Annotated in this window: 19 protein-coding genes; 10 read left to right on the top strand and 9 right to left on the bottom strand. The window is 45.1% G+C overall.

What is annotated here, in order from left to right; all coding sequences use genetic code 11:
* Window positions 1–2: 2 nt before the first annotated feature.
* Window positions 3–665 carry a DUF2461 domain-containing protein gene (locus G6N79_RS03330; RefSeq protein ID WP_103906569.1) on the top strand — a complete coding sequence of 221 codons (663 nt, stop codon included), beginning with the start codon at window positions 3–5 and terminating at the stop codon, window positions 663–665.
* On the opposite strand, the gene G6N79_RS03325 is transcribed toward G6N79_RS03330, so the two are convergent.
* Window positions 659–1,852 carry an anhydro-N-acetylmuramic acid kinase gene (locus G6N79_RS03325; RefSeq protein WP_103906568.1) on the bottom strand — a complete coding sequence of 398 codons (1,194 nt, stop codon included), beginning with the start codon at window positions 1,850–1,852 and terminating at the stop codon, window positions 659–661. The genes G6N79_RS03330 and G6N79_RS03325 overlap by 7 nt on opposite strands.
* A 76-nt stretch (window positions 1,853–1,928) precedes the next feature.
* Here G6N79_RS03325 and gcvH point away from each other — a divergent pair, with 76 nt between their 5' ends.
* Window positions 1,929–2,309 (top strand): glycine cleavage system protein GcvH, encoded by a 381-nt coding sequence (gene gcvH, locus G6N79_RS03320; protein ID WP_103906567.1) that lies wholly within the window; start codon window positions 1,929–1,931, stop codon window positions 2,307–2,309.
* A gap of 72 nt (window positions 2,310–2,381) precedes the next feature.
* Here the strand turns inward: gcvH and G6N79_RS03315 are convergent, their stop codons facing one another.
* The 3 genes from G6N79_RS03315 to mqnB form a co-directional block, all read right to left on the bottom strand.
* Window positions 2,382–3,122 (bottom strand): DUF6263 family protein, encoded by a 741-nt coding sequence (locus G6N79_RS03315; protein ID WP_146060629.1) that lies wholly within the window; start codon window positions 3,120–3,122, stop codon window positions 2,382–2,384.
* 131 nt (window positions 3,123–3,253) lie between these two features.
* Window positions 3,254–4,240 carry a pyruvate dehydrogenase complex E1 component subunit beta gene (locus tag G6N79_RS03310; RefSeq protein ID WP_103906565.1) on the bottom strand — a complete coding sequence of 329 codons (987 nt, stop codon included), beginning with the start codon at window positions 4,238–4,240 and terminating at the stop codon, window positions 3,254–3,256.
* A 107-nt stretch (window positions 4,241–4,347) separates the two neighbouring features.
* The gene (mqnB, locus tag G6N79_RS03305; protein ID WP_103906564.1) at window positions 4,348–4,977 is read right to left on the bottom strand and encodes a futalosine hydrolase; all 630 of its coding nucleotides are present in this window, start codon (window positions 4,975–4,977) and stop codon (window positions 4,348–4,350) included.
* Between the two features lie 43 nt (window positions 4,978–5,020).
* Here mqnB and G6N79_RS03300 point away from each other — a divergent pair, with 43 nt between their 5' ends.
* The 8 genes from G6N79_RS03300 (at window position 5,021) to G6N79_RS03265 (ending at window position 11,300) form a co-directional block, all read left to right on the top strand.
* The gene (locus G6N79_RS03300; RefSeq protein WP_103906563.1) at window positions 5,021–5,434 is read left to right on the top strand and encodes a 6-pyruvoyl trahydropterin synthase family protein; all 414 of its coding nucleotides are present in this window, start codon (window positions 5,021–5,023) and stop codon (window positions 5,432–5,434) included.
* A gap of 20 nt (window positions 5,435–5,454) precedes the next feature.
* A complete protein-coding gene (gene folE, locus G6N79_RS03295; RefSeq protein WP_103906562.1) occupies window positions 5,455–6,087 on the top strand; it encodes a GTP cyclohydrolase I FolE in 633 nt (210 codons plus the stop codon).
* Between the two features lie 387 nt (window positions 6,088–6,474).
* Window positions 6,475–7,110 (top strand): O-methyltransferase, encoded by a 636-nt coding sequence (locus G6N79_RS03290; protein WP_103906561.1) that lies wholly within the window; start codon window positions 6,475–6,477, stop codon window positions 7,108–7,110.
* Window positions 7,111–7,131: 21 nt separating this feature from the next.
* Entirely contained in the window at window positions 7,132–7,638 is a 507-nt protein-coding gene (locus G6N79_RS03285; protein WP_234993209.1) for a glycoside hydrolase family 73 protein, read from the top strand.
* Between the two features lie 17 nt (window positions 7,639–7,655).
* Window positions 7,656–8,489, top strand: coding sequence for a glucosaminidase domain-containing protein (locus tag G6N79_RS03280; RefSeq protein WP_103906560.1), 834 nt, complete (start codon window positions 7,656–7,658; stop codon window positions 8,487–8,489).
* A 66-nt stretch (window positions 8,490–8,555) separates the two neighbouring features.
* On the top strand, window positions 8,556–9,317 hold the full coding sequence (locus G6N79_RS03275) for a hypothetical protein (RefSeq protein ID WP_146060628.1): 762 nt from the start codon (window positions 8,556–8,558) through the stop codon (window positions 9,315–9,317).
* A gap of 1 nt (window position 9,318) precedes the next feature.
* Window positions 9,319–10,365, top strand: a complete 1,047-nt coding sequence (locus tag G6N79_RS03270) for a DUF3078 domain-containing protein (protein ID WP_103906558.1) — start codon at window positions 9,319–9,321, stop codon at window positions 10,363–10,365.
* A 5-nt stretch (window positions 10,366–10,370) separates the two neighbouring features.
* Window positions 10,371–11,300, top strand: a complete 930-nt coding sequence (locus tag G6N79_RS03265) for an N-acetylmuramoyl-L-alanine amidase (RefSeq protein WP_234993208.1) — start codon at window positions 10,371–10,373, stop codon at window positions 11,298–11,300.
* A gap of 27 nt (window positions 11,301–11,327) precedes the next feature.
* Here G6N79_RS03265 and G6N79_RS03260 read toward each other — a convergent pair whose 3' ends face one another.
* The 5 genes from G6N79_RS03260 to G6N79_RS03240 form a co-directional block, all read right to left on the bottom strand.
* A complete protein-coding gene (locus G6N79_RS03260; protein ID WP_103906556.1) occupies window positions 11,328–13,037 on the bottom strand; it encodes a sodium:solute symporter family protein in 1,710 nt (569 codons plus the stop codon).
* 105 nt (window positions 13,038–13,142) lie between these two features.
* Complete coding sequence (locus G6N79_RS03255) at window positions 13,143–13,334, bottom strand: hypothetical protein (protein ID WP_103906555.1); 192 nt, start codon at window positions 13,332–13,334, stop codon at window positions 13,143–13,145.
* A gap of 8 nt (window positions 13,335–13,342) precedes the next feature.
* Complete coding sequence (locus G6N79_RS03250) at window positions 13,343–15,781, bottom strand: PIG-L family deacetylase (protein WP_103906554.1); 2,439 nt, start codon at window positions 15,779–15,781, stop codon at window positions 13,343–13,345.
* A 296-nt stretch (window positions 15,782–16,077) separates the two neighbouring features.
* Window positions 16,078–16,335: a DUF6952 family protein gene (locus G6N79_RS03245; protein WP_103906553.1), complete on the bottom strand. Its 258-nt coding sequence runs from the start codon at window positions 16,333–16,335 to the stop codon at window positions 16,078–16,080.
* On the bottom strand, window positions 16,316–16,630 hold the full coding sequence (locus tag G6N79_RS03240; protein ID WP_103906552.1) for a thioredoxin family protein: 315 nt from the start codon (window positions 16,628–16,630) through the stop codon (window positions 16,316–16,318). The genes G6N79_RS03245 and G6N79_RS03240 overlap by 20 nt, the downstream gene beginning before the upstream one ends.
* Window positions 16,631–16,655 lie beyond the last annotated feature (25 nt).

The following is a 16,655-nucleotide window of genomic DNA, read 5'->3' as shown; positions in this document are numbered from 1 at the left end:
CTATGAAAATCGAAAAATCAACCTTTAATTTCTTAAACGACCTGAAGGAAAACAACAATAGGGAATGGTTCCAAGAGCATAAGGGCGAATACGAAGCGGCACTGGTCAATGTTACGGCATTTATCGAGCAGATCATTGATCGTCTTTCCGATCTAGATCCCCATATCAACCGAGAGATTTCAGCGAAGAAATGTCTGTTCCGGATTTACAGGGATGTCCGTTTTTCCAAGAATAAGGATCCCTATAAAAGTTGGTTTGCTGCGGGCATCTCCATTGATGGCCGAAAGTTGGCGGGTCCGGAATATTATATTCATATTGAACCAGAAGGTACTTTCCTAGCTGTAGGGTATTGGCGTCCCGAAAAACAGCATTTGGAAGCCATCCGTCAGGAAATTGATTACAGTGCTGAGGATCTTTTCAAGGCATTGAAGGAGGGCGGTTGGCAAGCGGAGGAGTTATCCGCAGAAGATAGGCTGCAAAGGCCACCGAATGGCTATGCTGCTGACAACCCCCATATCGAGCTGCTGAAGCACCGCAGCTTCATTCTGCACAAGAGCCTTGGAAGAAAGGAAATGGAGTCTCCACGCGCTCTAGAAACCGTTATAGGCGTGTATGCGTCTATGATTCCGTTCAAGAACTTTATCCACCAAGCTTTGGATCAGTAGGGAAGGCTAATTTTCCCCATACAGATAGCAGGAGAATCTTTGATTTGTGAAACAGATGACGGTTCTCCTACCAACGTTTCATTGGCCAGAACAGCAAATAAGCACGCTTCCTTGGCATCCGGATTCAACCCCAATTTTGTAAAAGAGTGAACCTCTCCGGGAAAAGCCGCTTGAATCTGCTCCAATAGAAGCGGATTGTGCAAACCGCCACCACTCACATAAACAGTGAAGCCATCCAAATGCCGGGTTGCTCGCTGAATTCCATCGATTATACTGCTTGCAGCAAAATGATTCAGTGTGGCCATGATGTCCGCATGTGCTAACTCCTGCGTACGAAGCCGCTGTATTGCCTGTTCCAGAAACCGTAAGTTGAACAGTTCAGGTCCCGTCGTTTTGGGAAAGTCCAGTTTTAGAAAATCTTCCGACTGAAGTTCCTGCAGTAACTCCGGAATGACCTTTCCTTGTCGAGCCAATGCAGCATCCTTATCCATTTCCTGTTGAAAATGAACCTCCATGTATTGGTTCATCATGGTGTTGCCGGGCCCAAGGTCCGTTGCGTATGCCTGTGCAGTTGTTGCTTGGGCAGGAAGAAAGGTAAAATTGGAAATGCCACCGATATTCAAAAGGATGCGGTTCTCGGTCGGATCGCTAAAGAGGAGGTAATCTCCATAAGCGGCCAATGGAGCGCCTTCACCTCCGGCAGCCAAGTGTTTCTGACGGAAATCCGATAGCGTGATGATACCGGTCCGAACGGCGATATGGTCGCCATCGCCCAGTTGTAGGGTACTGTTGGGTAAGGCGCGATCTCCGGTCAGGGATTGAGGTGCATGGTATACGGTTTGGCCATGGCTGGCGATTAAATCGATAGCTGCTGCCTTTAATCCCCACTGTTGAAGTGCCTGCAGGATCAAGTCCGCATGTACTTCCGCAATGTAGGGATTTAACCCACAAAGTGTTTGTTGATCAATGCTGCGCTTCGCAAATATTTCCCGCACATTTGTCCGGAAGGAAGGGCGGTAATCCATGGTTTCAAAACGCTCCAGGTGGAGTTGGGTAGCTGTTCCGCTGCTTTGGATGCGGCACAGTGCGATATCCAATCCATCGAGGGAAGTGCCGGACATCAGACCGATGATGAGACGTTCCTTTTTCTGTGCGATTTGCGATAATTTAGCGATACCAGGATTCATCTGATAAAAATACAATAACTTTTGTATTCTCCGGGTTTAATCCTATTTTTGGGGGAAAAACAAATACAAAAAAGACATGAATTTTCCTTCTGAATTAAAATACACCAAAGATCACGAATGGATTCGTGTGGAAGGTGATGAAGCTGTTATTGGTATTACTGACTTCGCACAGCGCGAATTGGGCGATATCGTATTCGTCGACATCAACAGTGTAGGTGATGAAGTTGCTGCCAACGAAGTTTTCGGTACAATCGAAGCTGTAAAAACGGTTTCTGATCTATTTATGCCTGTTACATCCACAGTGGTTGCAGTAAACGATGCAATCGACGCTAACCCAGAGTTGGTAAACTCCGATCCTTATGGTGAAGGATGGATTATCCGTGTTAAATTGAACAATACTGCAGATGTTGATGCATTGATGTCCGCAGATGATTACAAAGCTGAAGTAAACGCATAAACAGCATAAAGCATAAAAAAGCCCGATAATGTTTAATTATCGGGCTTTCTTATTTTATGGATATTCTTAGTATTACTTCTGGATATCCATTTGCATATTCATTTTTACCTTCTTTCCTTCGACATCCATTTCCATGTTCACCGTTGCGGTCTTCGTGAAGAATGTTTCCGGGTCAACGGTATATGTTGATTTCATGGTGCCGATCTTCTCCTCTTTCTCATTGAATAGGTCACCAGCCGTTTCTACCACGTGGCCATCCGCTGTTTTAGCAACATACTTGTTCGTCAATTTGGTCTTCATGCCTTTATTTTCGGCTTCAGAAGTCCAGGTATCACCAACCTTTACAGGTTTGTCCGGATACGTAGCGGTCATACCCATATTCTCGTAAGGATTTTCCGAACCTTCAATCTCATCGGTGTTGGTTTCGATCATCTTTCCTTTTTCATCCAGGATCATGGTGATCTTTTTGCCGATCAAAGGTTTCATCTGTGCGGCTAACATTTCCGCCATTGGGTCTTCGGTAGGTTTCTCAGAGTCATAGCTCATTGTCATGACACCTGCATCCATATCCATCTTAATCGCGTCCGTTATATTCTCAAAGGTATAGTTCTGGTTTTCGAACTTCGTTGCCGCAATTGTTGATTTCGTTACCATATCCATAATCATGGATTGCTCACCCTCCATATCCATTTTCATTGTCACCACGGATTTCAACGGCTGATTCAGGGGCATTTTAAGTTTAAAGTTTACTTCTTGCGCTTTCGTACAGATCACAGCTGTTGAAAACATAAATAGCACAAATAATTTTTTCATTGATAAGGGTTTATACGTTTTTAATTAGTTTCTCTTTAATGCGATTATAATTTCTTTAAAAATACAATTTTTTTCCATAAAAAAGCCCCGGCAAGAAATTACCAGGGCGTTATATTTTTGAGGTGTAAACCTTATTTTTTGATGTAAGAAACGTCTATCACCGCTTTTACTACCTTTTCGATGCTTGGAAGGGTCGCTTCAACCAACGTAGGGGCATAGCCCAAAGGCACATCTGCTGATGTAACGCGGATAATTGGCGCGTCCAAATAATCGAAGGCGTTCTTTTGTACATGGAAAGTGATTTCCGAAGAAATGGAAGCCAATGGCCATGCTTCTTCAACGATAACCAAACGATTGGTTTTCTTAACAGACTCCAAGATCGCAGGGTAGTCGATCGGGCGTACGGAACGCAAGTCGATCAATTCTACACTGATTCCTTCTTTTTGCAATTCTGCTACCGCAGGGATCACAACACGAGGGATCATTTTACCAAATGATACAATTGTCACGTCGTTACCCTCTTGGATTACGTTCGCTTTACCAATTGGAAGGTAGTACTCTTCTTCAGGCACTTCTCCTTTATCACCGTACATCACTTCCGACTCCATGAAAATTACTGGATCTGGATCGATGATCGAGGATTTCAATAATCCTTTCGCATCGTAAGGGTTTGAAGGAACAACTACTTTCAGACCTGGAGTATTTGCAAACCAGTTTTCGAAGTTCTGTGAGTGCTGTGCCGCCAATTGGCCTGCATTACCTGTAGGTCCTCTAAATACAATCGGGCAGGAAAACTGACCACCACTCATCTGGCGGATTTTTGCTGCCGCATTGATCACTTGGTCAATAGCAACTAGGGAGAAGTTGAATGTCATGAACTCAATGATCGGTTTTAAACCGTTCATGGCTGCACCAACACCAATACCCGCAAATCCAAGCTCAGCAATAGGCGTGTCGATTACACGTTTAGCGCCAAATTCATCAAGCATACCTTGACTCACTTTGTAGGCTCCATTATATTCAGCGACTTCCTCGCCCATTAAAAAGATTGTTTCGTCTTTACGCATTTCTTCGTTCATTGCTTCACGAAGCGCTTCTCTGAATTGTATTTCTCTCATGAGTATTACAGATAGTGAATTTTGTTTAGATACGCAAAAATACTATTATTTCTCGAATTTCCGTAAGGGCATTGTACTATTTTCGATGCAATGGACCTTTCCCATACTTATTTCTGAGCATGCTCCTGAGCGAAAGCAATCAACCATTCATTTAATGCCTTTATCGCTAAGGGGATATTCCAGCGCTCAACATTACGTTTCTCGACCCAATTGGAAATGCTGCGTACCTGGATGCAGGGAAGCCCGTGCTTTTGGGCGGCATAGAAGAACGCTGCACCCTCCATGCTTTCAATGGTATTGGGTCCATGCTGTTCGAATACCCGTCGTATACCCTCCTCGGAACCATGGACCTTGTTCACGGTAATACCGTCGATATAGGGTAGCTGGTAAAAGGCAGCAGACATGGGGCGCTCAGGCAGTCGTTCGCTGTAGATGGAACTGCCAAACCCCATCTGATCGATAGGGATAAACTCCCGGTCATTTTCAGCACCGAATTCATACACATGATCCTTGCGGACCTTGAAGAGGCTACCCAAGGTGTGCTGGGCTTGAAAAGAACCTGCAATACCCACATTGACAAGCAGGTCAAATTGCCGTTCACGTAGGTTTTGTCCCATACTGAAAGCAGTGGCCAGCATACCCACACCCGTTACTAAATAATCCATCCGATTTTCTACAAGTGCAGGAATGGACGCTGCAATTTCCATCTCTGTGGCTGCTACGATTAGAGTTTTCATATCGAAGGACTAATTTACATTAAATTTAATTTATCTTTGCCATATGATATATATTACACGACGTGAACGCTTTAACGCAGCCCACAAACTTTATCGTGAAGATTGGTCATTGGAAGAAAATGAGAAGGTTTTTGGCAACTGTTCCAACCCAAACTGGCATGGACACAACTACGACCTTTTTGTTACCGTAAAAGGACATATCAACCCGGAAACAGGTTTCTTGATTGACCTGAAGGTGATGAAGGATATCATCATTCGTGAGGTCATCGATAAATTGGATCATAAGAACGTCAATTTGGATGTTGACTTCATGAAAGGAAAGATGGCTTCGACCGAAGTTATCGCTGTGGAGATCTTCAATATCCTGAAACCATTCTTCGATAAGGAAAATGTAATCCTCCATGTGGTGAGATTACACGAAACAGAGAACAATTATGTCGAATATTTCGGCGAATAACCCCCAAAACAAGGATTAGAATGAGTAAAATTCAACAATTTGATGAAGCAGAACAGGAAGGTTACTTAAAAATCGACCAATACAACGAAAAGGCTGTTGAACGAATTGCAGAACATTATACGGATATTTTAGAAGCCATTGGTGAGGACCCTACGCGCGAAGGCCTGATCAAGACGCCAGAGCGGGTTGCAAAAGCTTTGCAGTTCCTGACACATGGCTATGGCGTGGATCCCGCAGAAGTACTGCGCGGTGCTATGTTCCAGGAAGAGTACAGCCAAATGGTCGTGGTTAAAGATATTGAGGTATACTCCATGTGCGAACATCATATGCTACCGTTTTTCGGAAAGGCACATATTGCCTACATTCCGAATGGCCATATCGTAGGCCTGAGCAAGATTCCGCGTGTGGTGGATATTTTCGCGAGAAGGCTACAGGTTCAGGAGCGTTTAACGAATGAAATTCGCGACTGTATCCAGGAAACCCTTAACCCAGCAGGCGTTGCTGTGGTTATTGAATGTAAGCACATGTGCATGGCCATGCGCGGCGTGCAGAAACAGAACTCTGTAACGACGACATCTGCCTTTACGGGTGCATTCCAGAATGATGTAACACGTTCTGAATTCCTGCGCCTGATCACGGCTTCTTTAGGCTAAAAATAACACAACGATACAGCGCAGCTGATGAGCGCCCATGTACTTTTAACCCGTGCATGGGCGCTCTTTTTTGAAGTAGCTACCATAGGGAGCATAAGGATCGCTTTGAAATCTCCTGACTTTAAGGATTATCGGTAATTGCCTTATGATCACGTCCTCTTTTTCCCTCATTTGTATTTGTCACCGAAATCTGGAAAAGGCTAGAAATCTGACGTTTTTTGCTTTTTTGTGAAAAAAATTGCCTCGATTTCATGTTTTCAAAATCGGTGTTTAGAGCGCTTAAACACAGATTTAACGCATACACGTTACGAACTAAACTGTTGATTGTCAATGTTTTGATAAAAAATTTCTTTTCTATTGTTTTTTGATTGTTTATCTTTGCCGGGTATGTTTTTAGAGTCCGAACAACTGAACAGCTATCTGGAAGATACTACCGACGAAGAATCTTCGTTGTTAAAAAAGGTCAATCGAGAGACCTATCTGAAGGAGACAATGCCGCACATGTTGTCGGGACATTTTCAAGGTCGGGTCTTGTCGATGATGAGCAAATTGCAACAACCGCGACTGGCTTTGGAGATTGGGACTTTTACAGGATATGCCACCTTGTGTTTGGCTGAGGGGTTAGCGGAGGATGGCATCTTACACACGATCGACATTAATGAAGAACAGCAAGTGCGCGTTCAGGGGTATTTTGATGCTTCACCTTATGGGGAGCAGATTAAGTACCACATTGGAGATGCTGCGGAGGTGATTCCAGGAATCACTGGAGAGTTTGACTTGATCTTCATCGATGCTGATAAAAAGCGGAACCTGTATTACTTCGAGACATTGATCGATAGGGTTCGCCCGGGCGGTCTGATCCTTTTGGACAATGTCCTATGGAAGGGCAAGGTTTTCGAGGCAAATCCGGATAAACAGACACAACAAGTGATTGAATTAAATCAAAAACTGGCAGCGGACAACCGCGTAGAGAAGTTGATCCTGCCGATACGTGATGGGCTTTTTGTGCTACGCAAAAAGTAGTGTTAAACTAAACAAGTTTTTATGCTAAAACATTGTAGAAAGATTCTTGCAGTATGTATACTTACTGTATTGACTACATTCGGGCTTCAAGCCCAAGACTACACCACCAGGACTTACATTGAAAAGCACAGTCCTGCTGCACAGAAATTAATGCGTGAGACAGGGGTTCCTGCATCGGTTATCTTAGCTGTTGCGATCCACGAAAGCGCATACGGGAACAGTAGAATTGCCCGTTACCTGAACAACCACTTCGGCATCAAGGGCAAGAACAACAGCACCAAGATCCGTTCCGCTTACAAAGGCTATGGTTCCGTTCTGGATTCTTACCGTGATTTTGTCGGCCTGCTTCAGCGCAGAAAAGCAACAAAGCCGTTATTCGACAATCATTCCTCATCGGATTATAAAGGCTGGGTAAAAGGGATCGCACGATCCGGTTACTCCGAAACCGGCGACTGGTCGCGCAAGGTGATCTCCACCATTGACCGTTACAACCTGGAGAAATACGACGAAAAGGTAAGTCTTAACTAAGTTCAAGAATCGTAAAGATGAAGAAGTTTATTTTGGCCAGTTTAATATTGGCCTTATTTTTTGTTTCATGTGGAACTAAAAGATCCTCAACGGTTAAGCATCCCGCTGGGAAAACCAGCAGTTCCAGTAGCAGTTCTTCTTCCGGCAACCGTGGAACTTCCATGAGTGGGCTGGCCTATATCGACCGGTATAAAGGCATCGCCATCGAGGAAATGAACAAGTACGGCATCCCTGCCAGCATCAAGCTTGCACAGGCGATCCTGGAATCCGGAAATGGAAACAGCTACCTGGCAACAAATGCAAACAATCACTTCGGCATCAAGTGTGGCGGTTCCTGGTCAGGACGCTCCGTCAATAGACCCGATGATACCGCAAACGACTGCTTCCGTGTATATAACGATCCGGAACAATCCTTCCGGGACCACTCGCAGTTCCTGCTCCGCAAACGCTACGAAAAACTATTCACCCTACGCAAGGATGATTATAAAGGCTGGGCTAGAGGCCTCAAAGCGGCAGGATATGCCACCAACCCGCGCTATCCCGAATTGTTGATCGACCTGATCGAACGGTATGACCTGCAGCAATACGATCGCGCAGAGCAACCCGCAGAAGCGATCGCTCGCGTGGAGAAGGTGGAAGAGGTCATCGAGATCAAGAAAGAAGTAGAACCGGAAGTGCCCGTTGAAGAAATCAAGAAACCCGTGGTCATGAAGATCTATGAGGTGAAAATCGGTGATACTTTGTCGGCTATTGCCCGTCAGAACAATGTTTCCGTTGAAGATATCAAACAATGGAACGGCCTTTCCGTAGATAATGTCTACCAAGGGCAGCTGTTGGTCGTATCAAAATAGTTACACTTCCCATTAAAAGATGTTAAAAATTAGCAAGCTATTCATCTAAGATGTAGTTTTATACGCGTGAAAACCTTGATCCGTATTCTGTGCTGTATCTGTTTGTTTAGCCCTATTCTGTTGCATGCGCAACAGCGGCTGGAAGGTATTGTCTATGATGCGGAAACGAAGCGACGCCTAGGGGAGGTGCAGGTGCGCAACCTGACGACCCAAAAATATATCTTTAACGATGCCCGCGGGGAATTCAAGACAAATGTCTCTGCCGGAGATATCCTTGTTTTCCGGAAGGCAGGCTATTTTCCAGATACCCTACATTATAATAACCAACAAGCACTAATCATCAATCTACGGGAGGACGTCAAGAGTATCGAGGCCGTCACGGTGGTGGGCCGGCGGGATCCCGATGAAGTCCTGAAGGAAATCAAGGCCGAATATCGGAAGGCATTCGAGCTAGCCACACCAGGAGAGGCCTTCTCCGTAGGCATGACCGGAGCAGGTCTGAATATCAATACCCTTTATAATTTAGTGAGCAAAGAAGCACGGAATGCGCGCCGGTTTACAGGCTTTATCGAGAAACTTCACGAAGAAAATATCGTAGATTTTCGATTTACGCCAGAATTAGTACGGAATTTGATAGGATTGGAAGGCGACGATCTGAAAGCCTTCATGCAACTGTTCAGGCCGAGTTACGAATTTGTATCAAAAGCTAGCTATTACCAAATGGTCCAATATATAAAAAGTAAGTACGAGGTGTTTAAACTACATCCAAATTTGCGACCTTTGCGAGAATTACCGGATATAAAAATGGATGTAAAAAAAGAAAACTAGTATGCATATTAAATTTTACCTATTACCTGTCTTCATTCTTTCTTTGGGCGCTATTAAGGTGCAGGCGCAAGATTTGCGGGAACTGCGCGTAAAACCGGATAGCACGATTTCAAACAATGTCGACGGCGATGCCTTGACCATAAAGAACATCAACGTTCCAATTCCCAAGCTGGACCTGCAGGTTAACTATTGGAAGCATTGGACAAAAGTAGGTATCAATTTCAACCAAGCGCAATTCAGTGAAAACTGGAGCCTGGGGGGATTGAACTCCTATGCCATCGGGGGAATCCTGTGGCACAAATCGGAGTTTAACCGCAACAACTTCAACTTTACATCCGAAATCGACATGAAATACGGTAAAGTGAAGAATGAAGGCCAATTAGCAAAACCGAACAACGACCGTATATTCTGGGATAATAAACTTTCCTATAAATTGGCGAAATCATGGGCGGTCTATTTGGCGTTGACCTATGAGACGCAGTTTGACAATGCCTTTCTCTATGGCAAGGATGTGAACGGCGATGAGATCATTACCGGATTGAAATCTTCCTTTATGGCACCGGGGTATTTTACGGAATCCTTCGGTTTGGAGTACAAGCCTGATCAGACCTTCTCGCTACGTTTCGGTACGGGTACTGCGCGACAGACCTTGATCCTGGACGATCGCCTGAAGCCACGCAATGCACGCGACTATTACGAGAAGTACGGACGCTACCCGAATCCGGATGATGTCACCAAAGGAACCGGTGAAATCTTCGGTGTAAAAGAGGGCAGAACGTTCAAGAATGAACTCGCATTCCAGCTGACTGCGGATCTAAACCGTAATCTTTCCAAAAACCTGAATCTTAAAGCACGTTATAACCTGTTTGCAGACTATGAGGACATCAATGATCCTGCACACCGTTTGGATGCAACCCTGACCGCCAAAATCACTTCTTTGATAAATGTTGGCCTGGGAGGTACTGTTTTATATGATTCTGCGTTAGATGGTAAAGTACAGTGGAACCAAATGCTTTCCATGGGATTGCTATTAAATTTACCAAAATAAGATAGATGAAGAGAAGTACCGTGCAACTGTTGTTTGCGCTATGTGGGTTAGTGATTATGGGGAGCTGCTCGGCTCCAAAGAATACGGCATCAAAACAGGGAAAGGCGCCTTTGATCGCACCTTCCGAAATCGTGGAAAAAACAGCACCCCGTTTAGATACCGTAGTGGCAATTAAAGAAGCGGTACAAGAACAGGCAGCAGCGAACAACCCTGCCGTTATAGACAACACCCTTACCCCAGAGCAAAAGGCTTGGGAGATGTTCCGCGAAGGATTGCACAAGAATTACGACTTTGCCGCGGCCATGCACTATGATGTGCGCAAGCCCCAGTTTGTCATGATACACCATACCTCGCAGTCGAGCCTTGCGCAGACTGTAAGAACATTTCAATTGGCCCATACCAAGGTGAGCAGCCACTATGTGATCGGTCGGGATGGACGTGTGGTACAGATGCTAAACGATTACCTGCGCGGCTGGCATGCAGGACGTGGAAAATGGGGAGCCATAACGGATATGAATTCCGTATCCATCGGTATCGAATTGGATAACAATGGACGGGAGCCTTTTCCCGACGCACAGATTAACTCCCTGTTGGTGCTCCTGGATACCTTGAAAACGAAATACAGCATTCCGCAGAAAAACTTCATTGGACATGGAGACTTTGCACCCGGAAGAAAGGATGATCCAAATGTGTTCTTCCCGTGGCAACTGCTTGCCGAACGTGGTTTCGGTATCTGGTACAATCCAAATTACCTCGTACAACCACCGATTACCTTCAATCCCATTGATGCCCTGAAGTTAATGGGCTATGATTTGACCAATCAGGAATACGCGATTAAAGCCTTCAAGAGGAAGTACATCAAAAGTGACCTTTCGGGCATACTCACGGAACACGATAAAGCCGTACTGTATGACCTCTACAGAAAATATTATTAAGCATGGATACCGCTTAGTGAAGAACCGCTAAGCGGTTTTTCTTTGTGTTTGAGGCGAGTTGGGCAGCAGGAACTGCAGCAGCAGGCCGATCAGGATAACCAGTACGCATCCGATCAGATTTAACCAAAGGAAGGCAATGACGTCGAGGCTGTAGATGCCGATGACGATAAATTCTGTAATGACCGCCGCCCAGAAGACCGCTTTGCCACCAATCGCCTTTACATAGAAAGCCACAAGGAAAATTCCCAAGATGGTTCCATAGAATAAGGAGCCTAAGATATTGACCGCCTCCAAGAGGTTGCCGAGTTTACTGGCATATAGGGCAATTACAATGGTGAAAAGGCCCCAACATAGGGTGGTGATGCGTGAAACATTCAGGTAGTGGGCGTCGTTTCCATCCTTACGGATAAAGCGCCTATAGATATCGATTACAGTCGTTGAAGAAAGCGAATTGATGGCACTGGCCGTCGCACCCATAGATGCCAGGAATATAATGGCAATCAGCAGGCCAATTAGGCCCTTGGGGAAACTATCAATAACGAAACGCAAGAAGATATAGTTGTTGTCATTTGTCTCAGCATTGGGGTCGTTTTTCTCGATCAGGTCGACCAGTTCGGTCCGTAACGCCTGATCTTGCTCGTTGAAATCCTGGAGTTTCTCCCGGATACCTTCAATTTGCCCTTGATCCTCCTGTTTGAGTGCCGCTGTAAGTTCGTTGATATGCACTGTTTTTGCTGTGCTCAATTGCTCATGTCGAGCCATAATATCATTATACTGATCGCGATAGCCGCTGTTTTCCAGTTTCTCAATCTCTTGATCGTTGAAAAACAGGGGTGGGGTATGGTATTGGTAGTAAGCAAATACCAAGATACCGATCAGCAGAATGCAGAACTGCATGGGCACTTTGAGTAGGCCGTTCATCAACAGTCCCATGCGGCTTTCCTTCACGGACGCGCCCGTCAGGTACCGACCAACTTGACTCTGATCTGTCCCGAAATAGGAGAGTTGCAGGAAAAACCCACCGATCAGACCTGTCCATACGGTGTATTGATTGCTGAGATCCAGTTTAAAATCAATGGCATTGGCCTTTCCGGATTTACCCGCTATATGCAGGGCTTCGGAAAAACCGATGTTTTCCGGAAGGAGCTTGACCACCAAAACTCCCGCTAGGAGCAGTCCTCCGAAGATAATGGACATCTGTAGCAACTGGGTATACGAAACGGCTTTTGTGCCTCCATATACGGTATAGATTACCACGAGAGCCCCAATACCTATGGTCGTTAACGTTAGATCTATCCTGAGGATCGCAGAGAGGATAATAGCTGGAGCGAAAATGGTGATACCTGTAGAAATTCCCCGCTGTATCAGGAATAGTGCTGCGGTAAGGATCCTGGTGTTCACATCGAATCGCTTTTCCAGGAACTCATACGCTGTGTAGACCTTAAGCTTATGAAAGATGGGGACAAAGGTAATACAGAGCACAATCATGGCCAGGGGCAATCCGAAATAGAACTGGACAAAGCTCATGCCTGAGCTATAGGCCAATCCGGGTGCAGAAAGAAAGGTGATTGCACTGGCCTGGGTCGCCATGACCGATAGACCGACCGTATACCAAGGTAAGGAACGGTCACTGAGGATATAGCCGTCAATGGATTTGACGTTCTTGCTCTTGTAAATGCCATACGCTACGATGGCAAGCAAGGTAAGGATGAGTACTATCCAGTCGATACTACTCATCCAAAGTAGATTGTAAAGATATACATGAGAACTATGCAAACGACAAGCCAGAGGACAATTAACCAGTAAAACTGTCTCCAACTACGTACGAATGGCGGTAGTCCCTTATCTGTCATGCGGTTTGTGTGGTAATAAAGCGTTGATGAAGATGATCGCGAAGATTAATCCGCCCACTAATCCACCGACTACTCCCAAGAAAGTTCCGTTAGCAACCCATGCTGTGATTGCGCCCAAAATACATCCTACCAATAAGATAATTCCTTTTGCGTTGATTTGATTTTCGACTTGATTTTCCATTATGTGATTTAGTTTTTTACGTTCTTAGCCAGCAAATTTACAAATAATCTGTAAGCTCCGGGCACTCCGGCAGGTAATTGTCTGAAAAAGGACAGCGACGTATAGACAAACTTGCCCTTTCCATGATTTGCCACCAGTAAGGAACCCCGGTTCTGCTTTTCATTTCGATCGGCCATCGTCAAAGGTGTGCGGTATTCCTTTGGGATATCCGTAGTGAAATAAAGGCCTCTTTCCTGTACCCAACCCTCAAAGTCCTGCGCTGTAATCTTGTTCGGATAGTTCAACAAGGGGTCTTGGGGATCTGTAAAAGTTACTTTCGCATCTTCTTCCGTGACCCGATCTCGGTTGATCTTGAATGGATACGGCCCTAACTGATCCGTACTCATCCGGGAATTCACCTGATATTGAACCACTACGGTGCCGCCATCTTCCACATAACGTAACAAACGGGGATACCATTGGTTTGCATTGGCGCTTACATTGAAGGCCCGTATGCCAACGATTACCGCGTCATAGGGTTGAAGCGCTGCCGCATTGATCTGATTCGGATTAAGGATATCCACCTGTATGCCCACGTTCTGTAATGCTGTTGGCACCAGATCCCCTGCGCCATGGATATATCCGATTCTTTTTATCGGGTTATTCATCGCCAGACGCTTTACCTCAAGTTTTACCGGAGGGAACCAAGTGATATCCGGAACATGGTCATAGGCAATACGCTGGAAGCCGGCAATCGGTTGGCCATCTAAAAGCGGTTCGATCGTACTTTTTTCGGTATCGTTCGGGTTGCTGACTTCAAAGGCCACCGCTTTACTCTGTTTTGCCGGGATGTCAATTGTGCTTGTGGATGGTGTGATCTGCAACCCATCGCTCTGCTTAAAAGTCAATTTGGTCGATTGCTGTTGGCCACTATTGTTCTTGGTCAGCAACGTGAACATTTTCTTGCCGCCTTGCTCCAAAAGGGCCTGATTGCTGCTCAGTGATCCCGTAAGTACTGGCGAAATGCTGATTGGCTGGTTCACCTCTCCACGGACGGGGTCCACAAAACGGTAGCGAATCGGTCGCTCTACGCGAATAGGGATTCCGGCAATTTCCAGTTGAAACAGTGTTTTTGGGTTATCCAGATTTTCTGGAGCACCGAAATTGGCTTCCTCAACCTCAAATTTACCCACGGAGTGGGGCTTCACGAGCCAATAGGGCTGTGTAGTATGGCTGTATGTCTTTTCGCCAGTATATATCTTGGTTTCATGCGAAGGAAGGTCTTCGCCTATGTTTTTTTGATCAATGGCCGTCAATCGAACCGTTGTGTTCGGTGCCCGGAGAATAACCTCATGGGTGATCGGAAACCGTTCGTTGACCACGAAGTTTGGCTGCGCTGCGACAGAGGCCAGAACGATACCTGAACAATCCAGGATTAGCTCTTCGATGTCCTTTAATTTGCTATCCCTGTATACCGATGGCTTTAGCCTTTTTACTTCGGTATGGAGTTGTACCAGTTCGGGAATTGATTTCTCGGGATGGTTGATGCTATAGGAACTTTGGATCTGCTGTATTCTATCCTGGATGTGCTGCGTATTTTCCCCTAAGCGTGACCAGGTCGTATTCACGTCGTCAAAAAGATCTGCATCGGCTTTCTTGCCGGCAACTTCATCAAAATACTCAACCACAGTTCCTCTTTGCGATGCTGCACCGAAACCCTGACTTTTGTGCTGTGACCGACTCAATGCTGAAATCTCACCATACGAATACCCCAGTAATGGGTTGTAATCATCGAGTGTTATTTTCAGTTGATCTTCACTTGTGTTGTTCATGCCTCCAAAATTTGCGGTATTCCATACCACCCGGGTTGCTTTCCACGGTTTAAGCTCCTTTAACTGTTCCGGGAAACGCTTTGGATCGGCTGCTGCTTCAAAGGCCTCCTTGGCAAGGATGGCTGAGGCTTGGTGATGCCCATGGCCCCCACGGGTATCGGGCGGAAATCTATTGATGATCACATCAGGTTGAATCTTACGGATAAGGTAAACGGCCTCACGCAGGACATCTTCCTTCTTCCAAAAGGTAAAAGTCTCCTCATGGGTCTTGGAGAAGCCGAAGTCATAGGCTGCGGTGAAGAATTGCTCGCCCTTGTCAATGCCCCGTGCCGCCAGGAGTTCCTGCGTCCGGATTAAGCCCAGTTCGATTCCCTGTTCCGTGCCGATCAGGTTCTGTCCGCCATCTCCACGGGTCAGCGATAGATAAGCGGTCCGGTATTTCCGTTCATTTGCCAACCAACCGATCAAGCGTGTGTTCTCATCATCAGGATGCGCTGCAAAATAAAGGGCTGTACCCAGCACGGAAAGCTTATCCATTTTCAGCTTTATCTGTGCTGCATTGGATTCCTGTTGAGAAAATGCAAGGGAGAAAGAGGCTAGATAGAAGATAATCAGGCTTAAGATTCTGTTAATCATGCTTAAAAATAGGAAGATTAACCTTAAAAAATAAAAGGAATCAAAATATTTTTGATTCCTTTTACCAACAATTAAAAATCTTCGACTTAAAACCACGACTTATCGTTCGATGGTTCATTTTTTTAGCAGGATGATGCGCTTTTTTGGTCTAACCTTTAATGACTATAAAAGTAAGATAAATGAATCTTTTTCAGGGAGATATTTATAAAAAACTTTTCCACAAAAACGCAGTTATGCACAGGTTTTTGTGGAAAAGAATAGTAGTCAACTGATTGACCTATGTATTGATTATGTGTTTACTTGTCGATTGACCCCATAACACGTTTCATAAACGTATTGAGGGCTTCTTTTTGCGGCATTCCTTCCTGTACAAGCTTGTTCACCTCAATGGCGCCGTACATATTGGAAATCAACTCGCCGATAACATCCAGTTCCTCGTCCTTCAACTGGGAAACTTCTGTCAGGGATTCTAAAGTTTCAATGGTTTCCAAGACAAAGTCCGCATCGTTTTCAGCGATGAACTCCGTGAGGTGCTTAATTATTGGTAACTTCATTTAATAAATCTGTTAATCCTTCGATTTTGTTTGTCTGTACTTGATTCACCAGTTTTCCGCCTTTAAAAGCTGCGAAAGTAGGTAAGTTATTGACATTCGCAAGTTTTCTGGATTCCGGGAATTTCTCTGCATCAGCGATGATGAATTTTACGTTTTCATTCTCGCCCGCCATTTTCTTAAACTTTGGCTTCATGATGCGGCAGTTACCACACCAAGATGCTGCATATTGGACCATGACAGTGTCATTGCTGTCGATGATTTCTTGTAAATTATCTGCGCTTAATTCTTCTAACATAATGATTTTGTTTTGGAAAAAAGAG

The organism is Sphingobacterium lactis (genome assembly GCF_011046555.1).
Lineage (GTDB): Bacteria > Bacteroidota > Bacteroidia > Sphingobacteriales > Sphingobacteriaceae > Sphingobacterium > Sphingobacterium lactis.
This window is presented reverse-complemented; position numbering and strand designations above follow the sequence as displayed.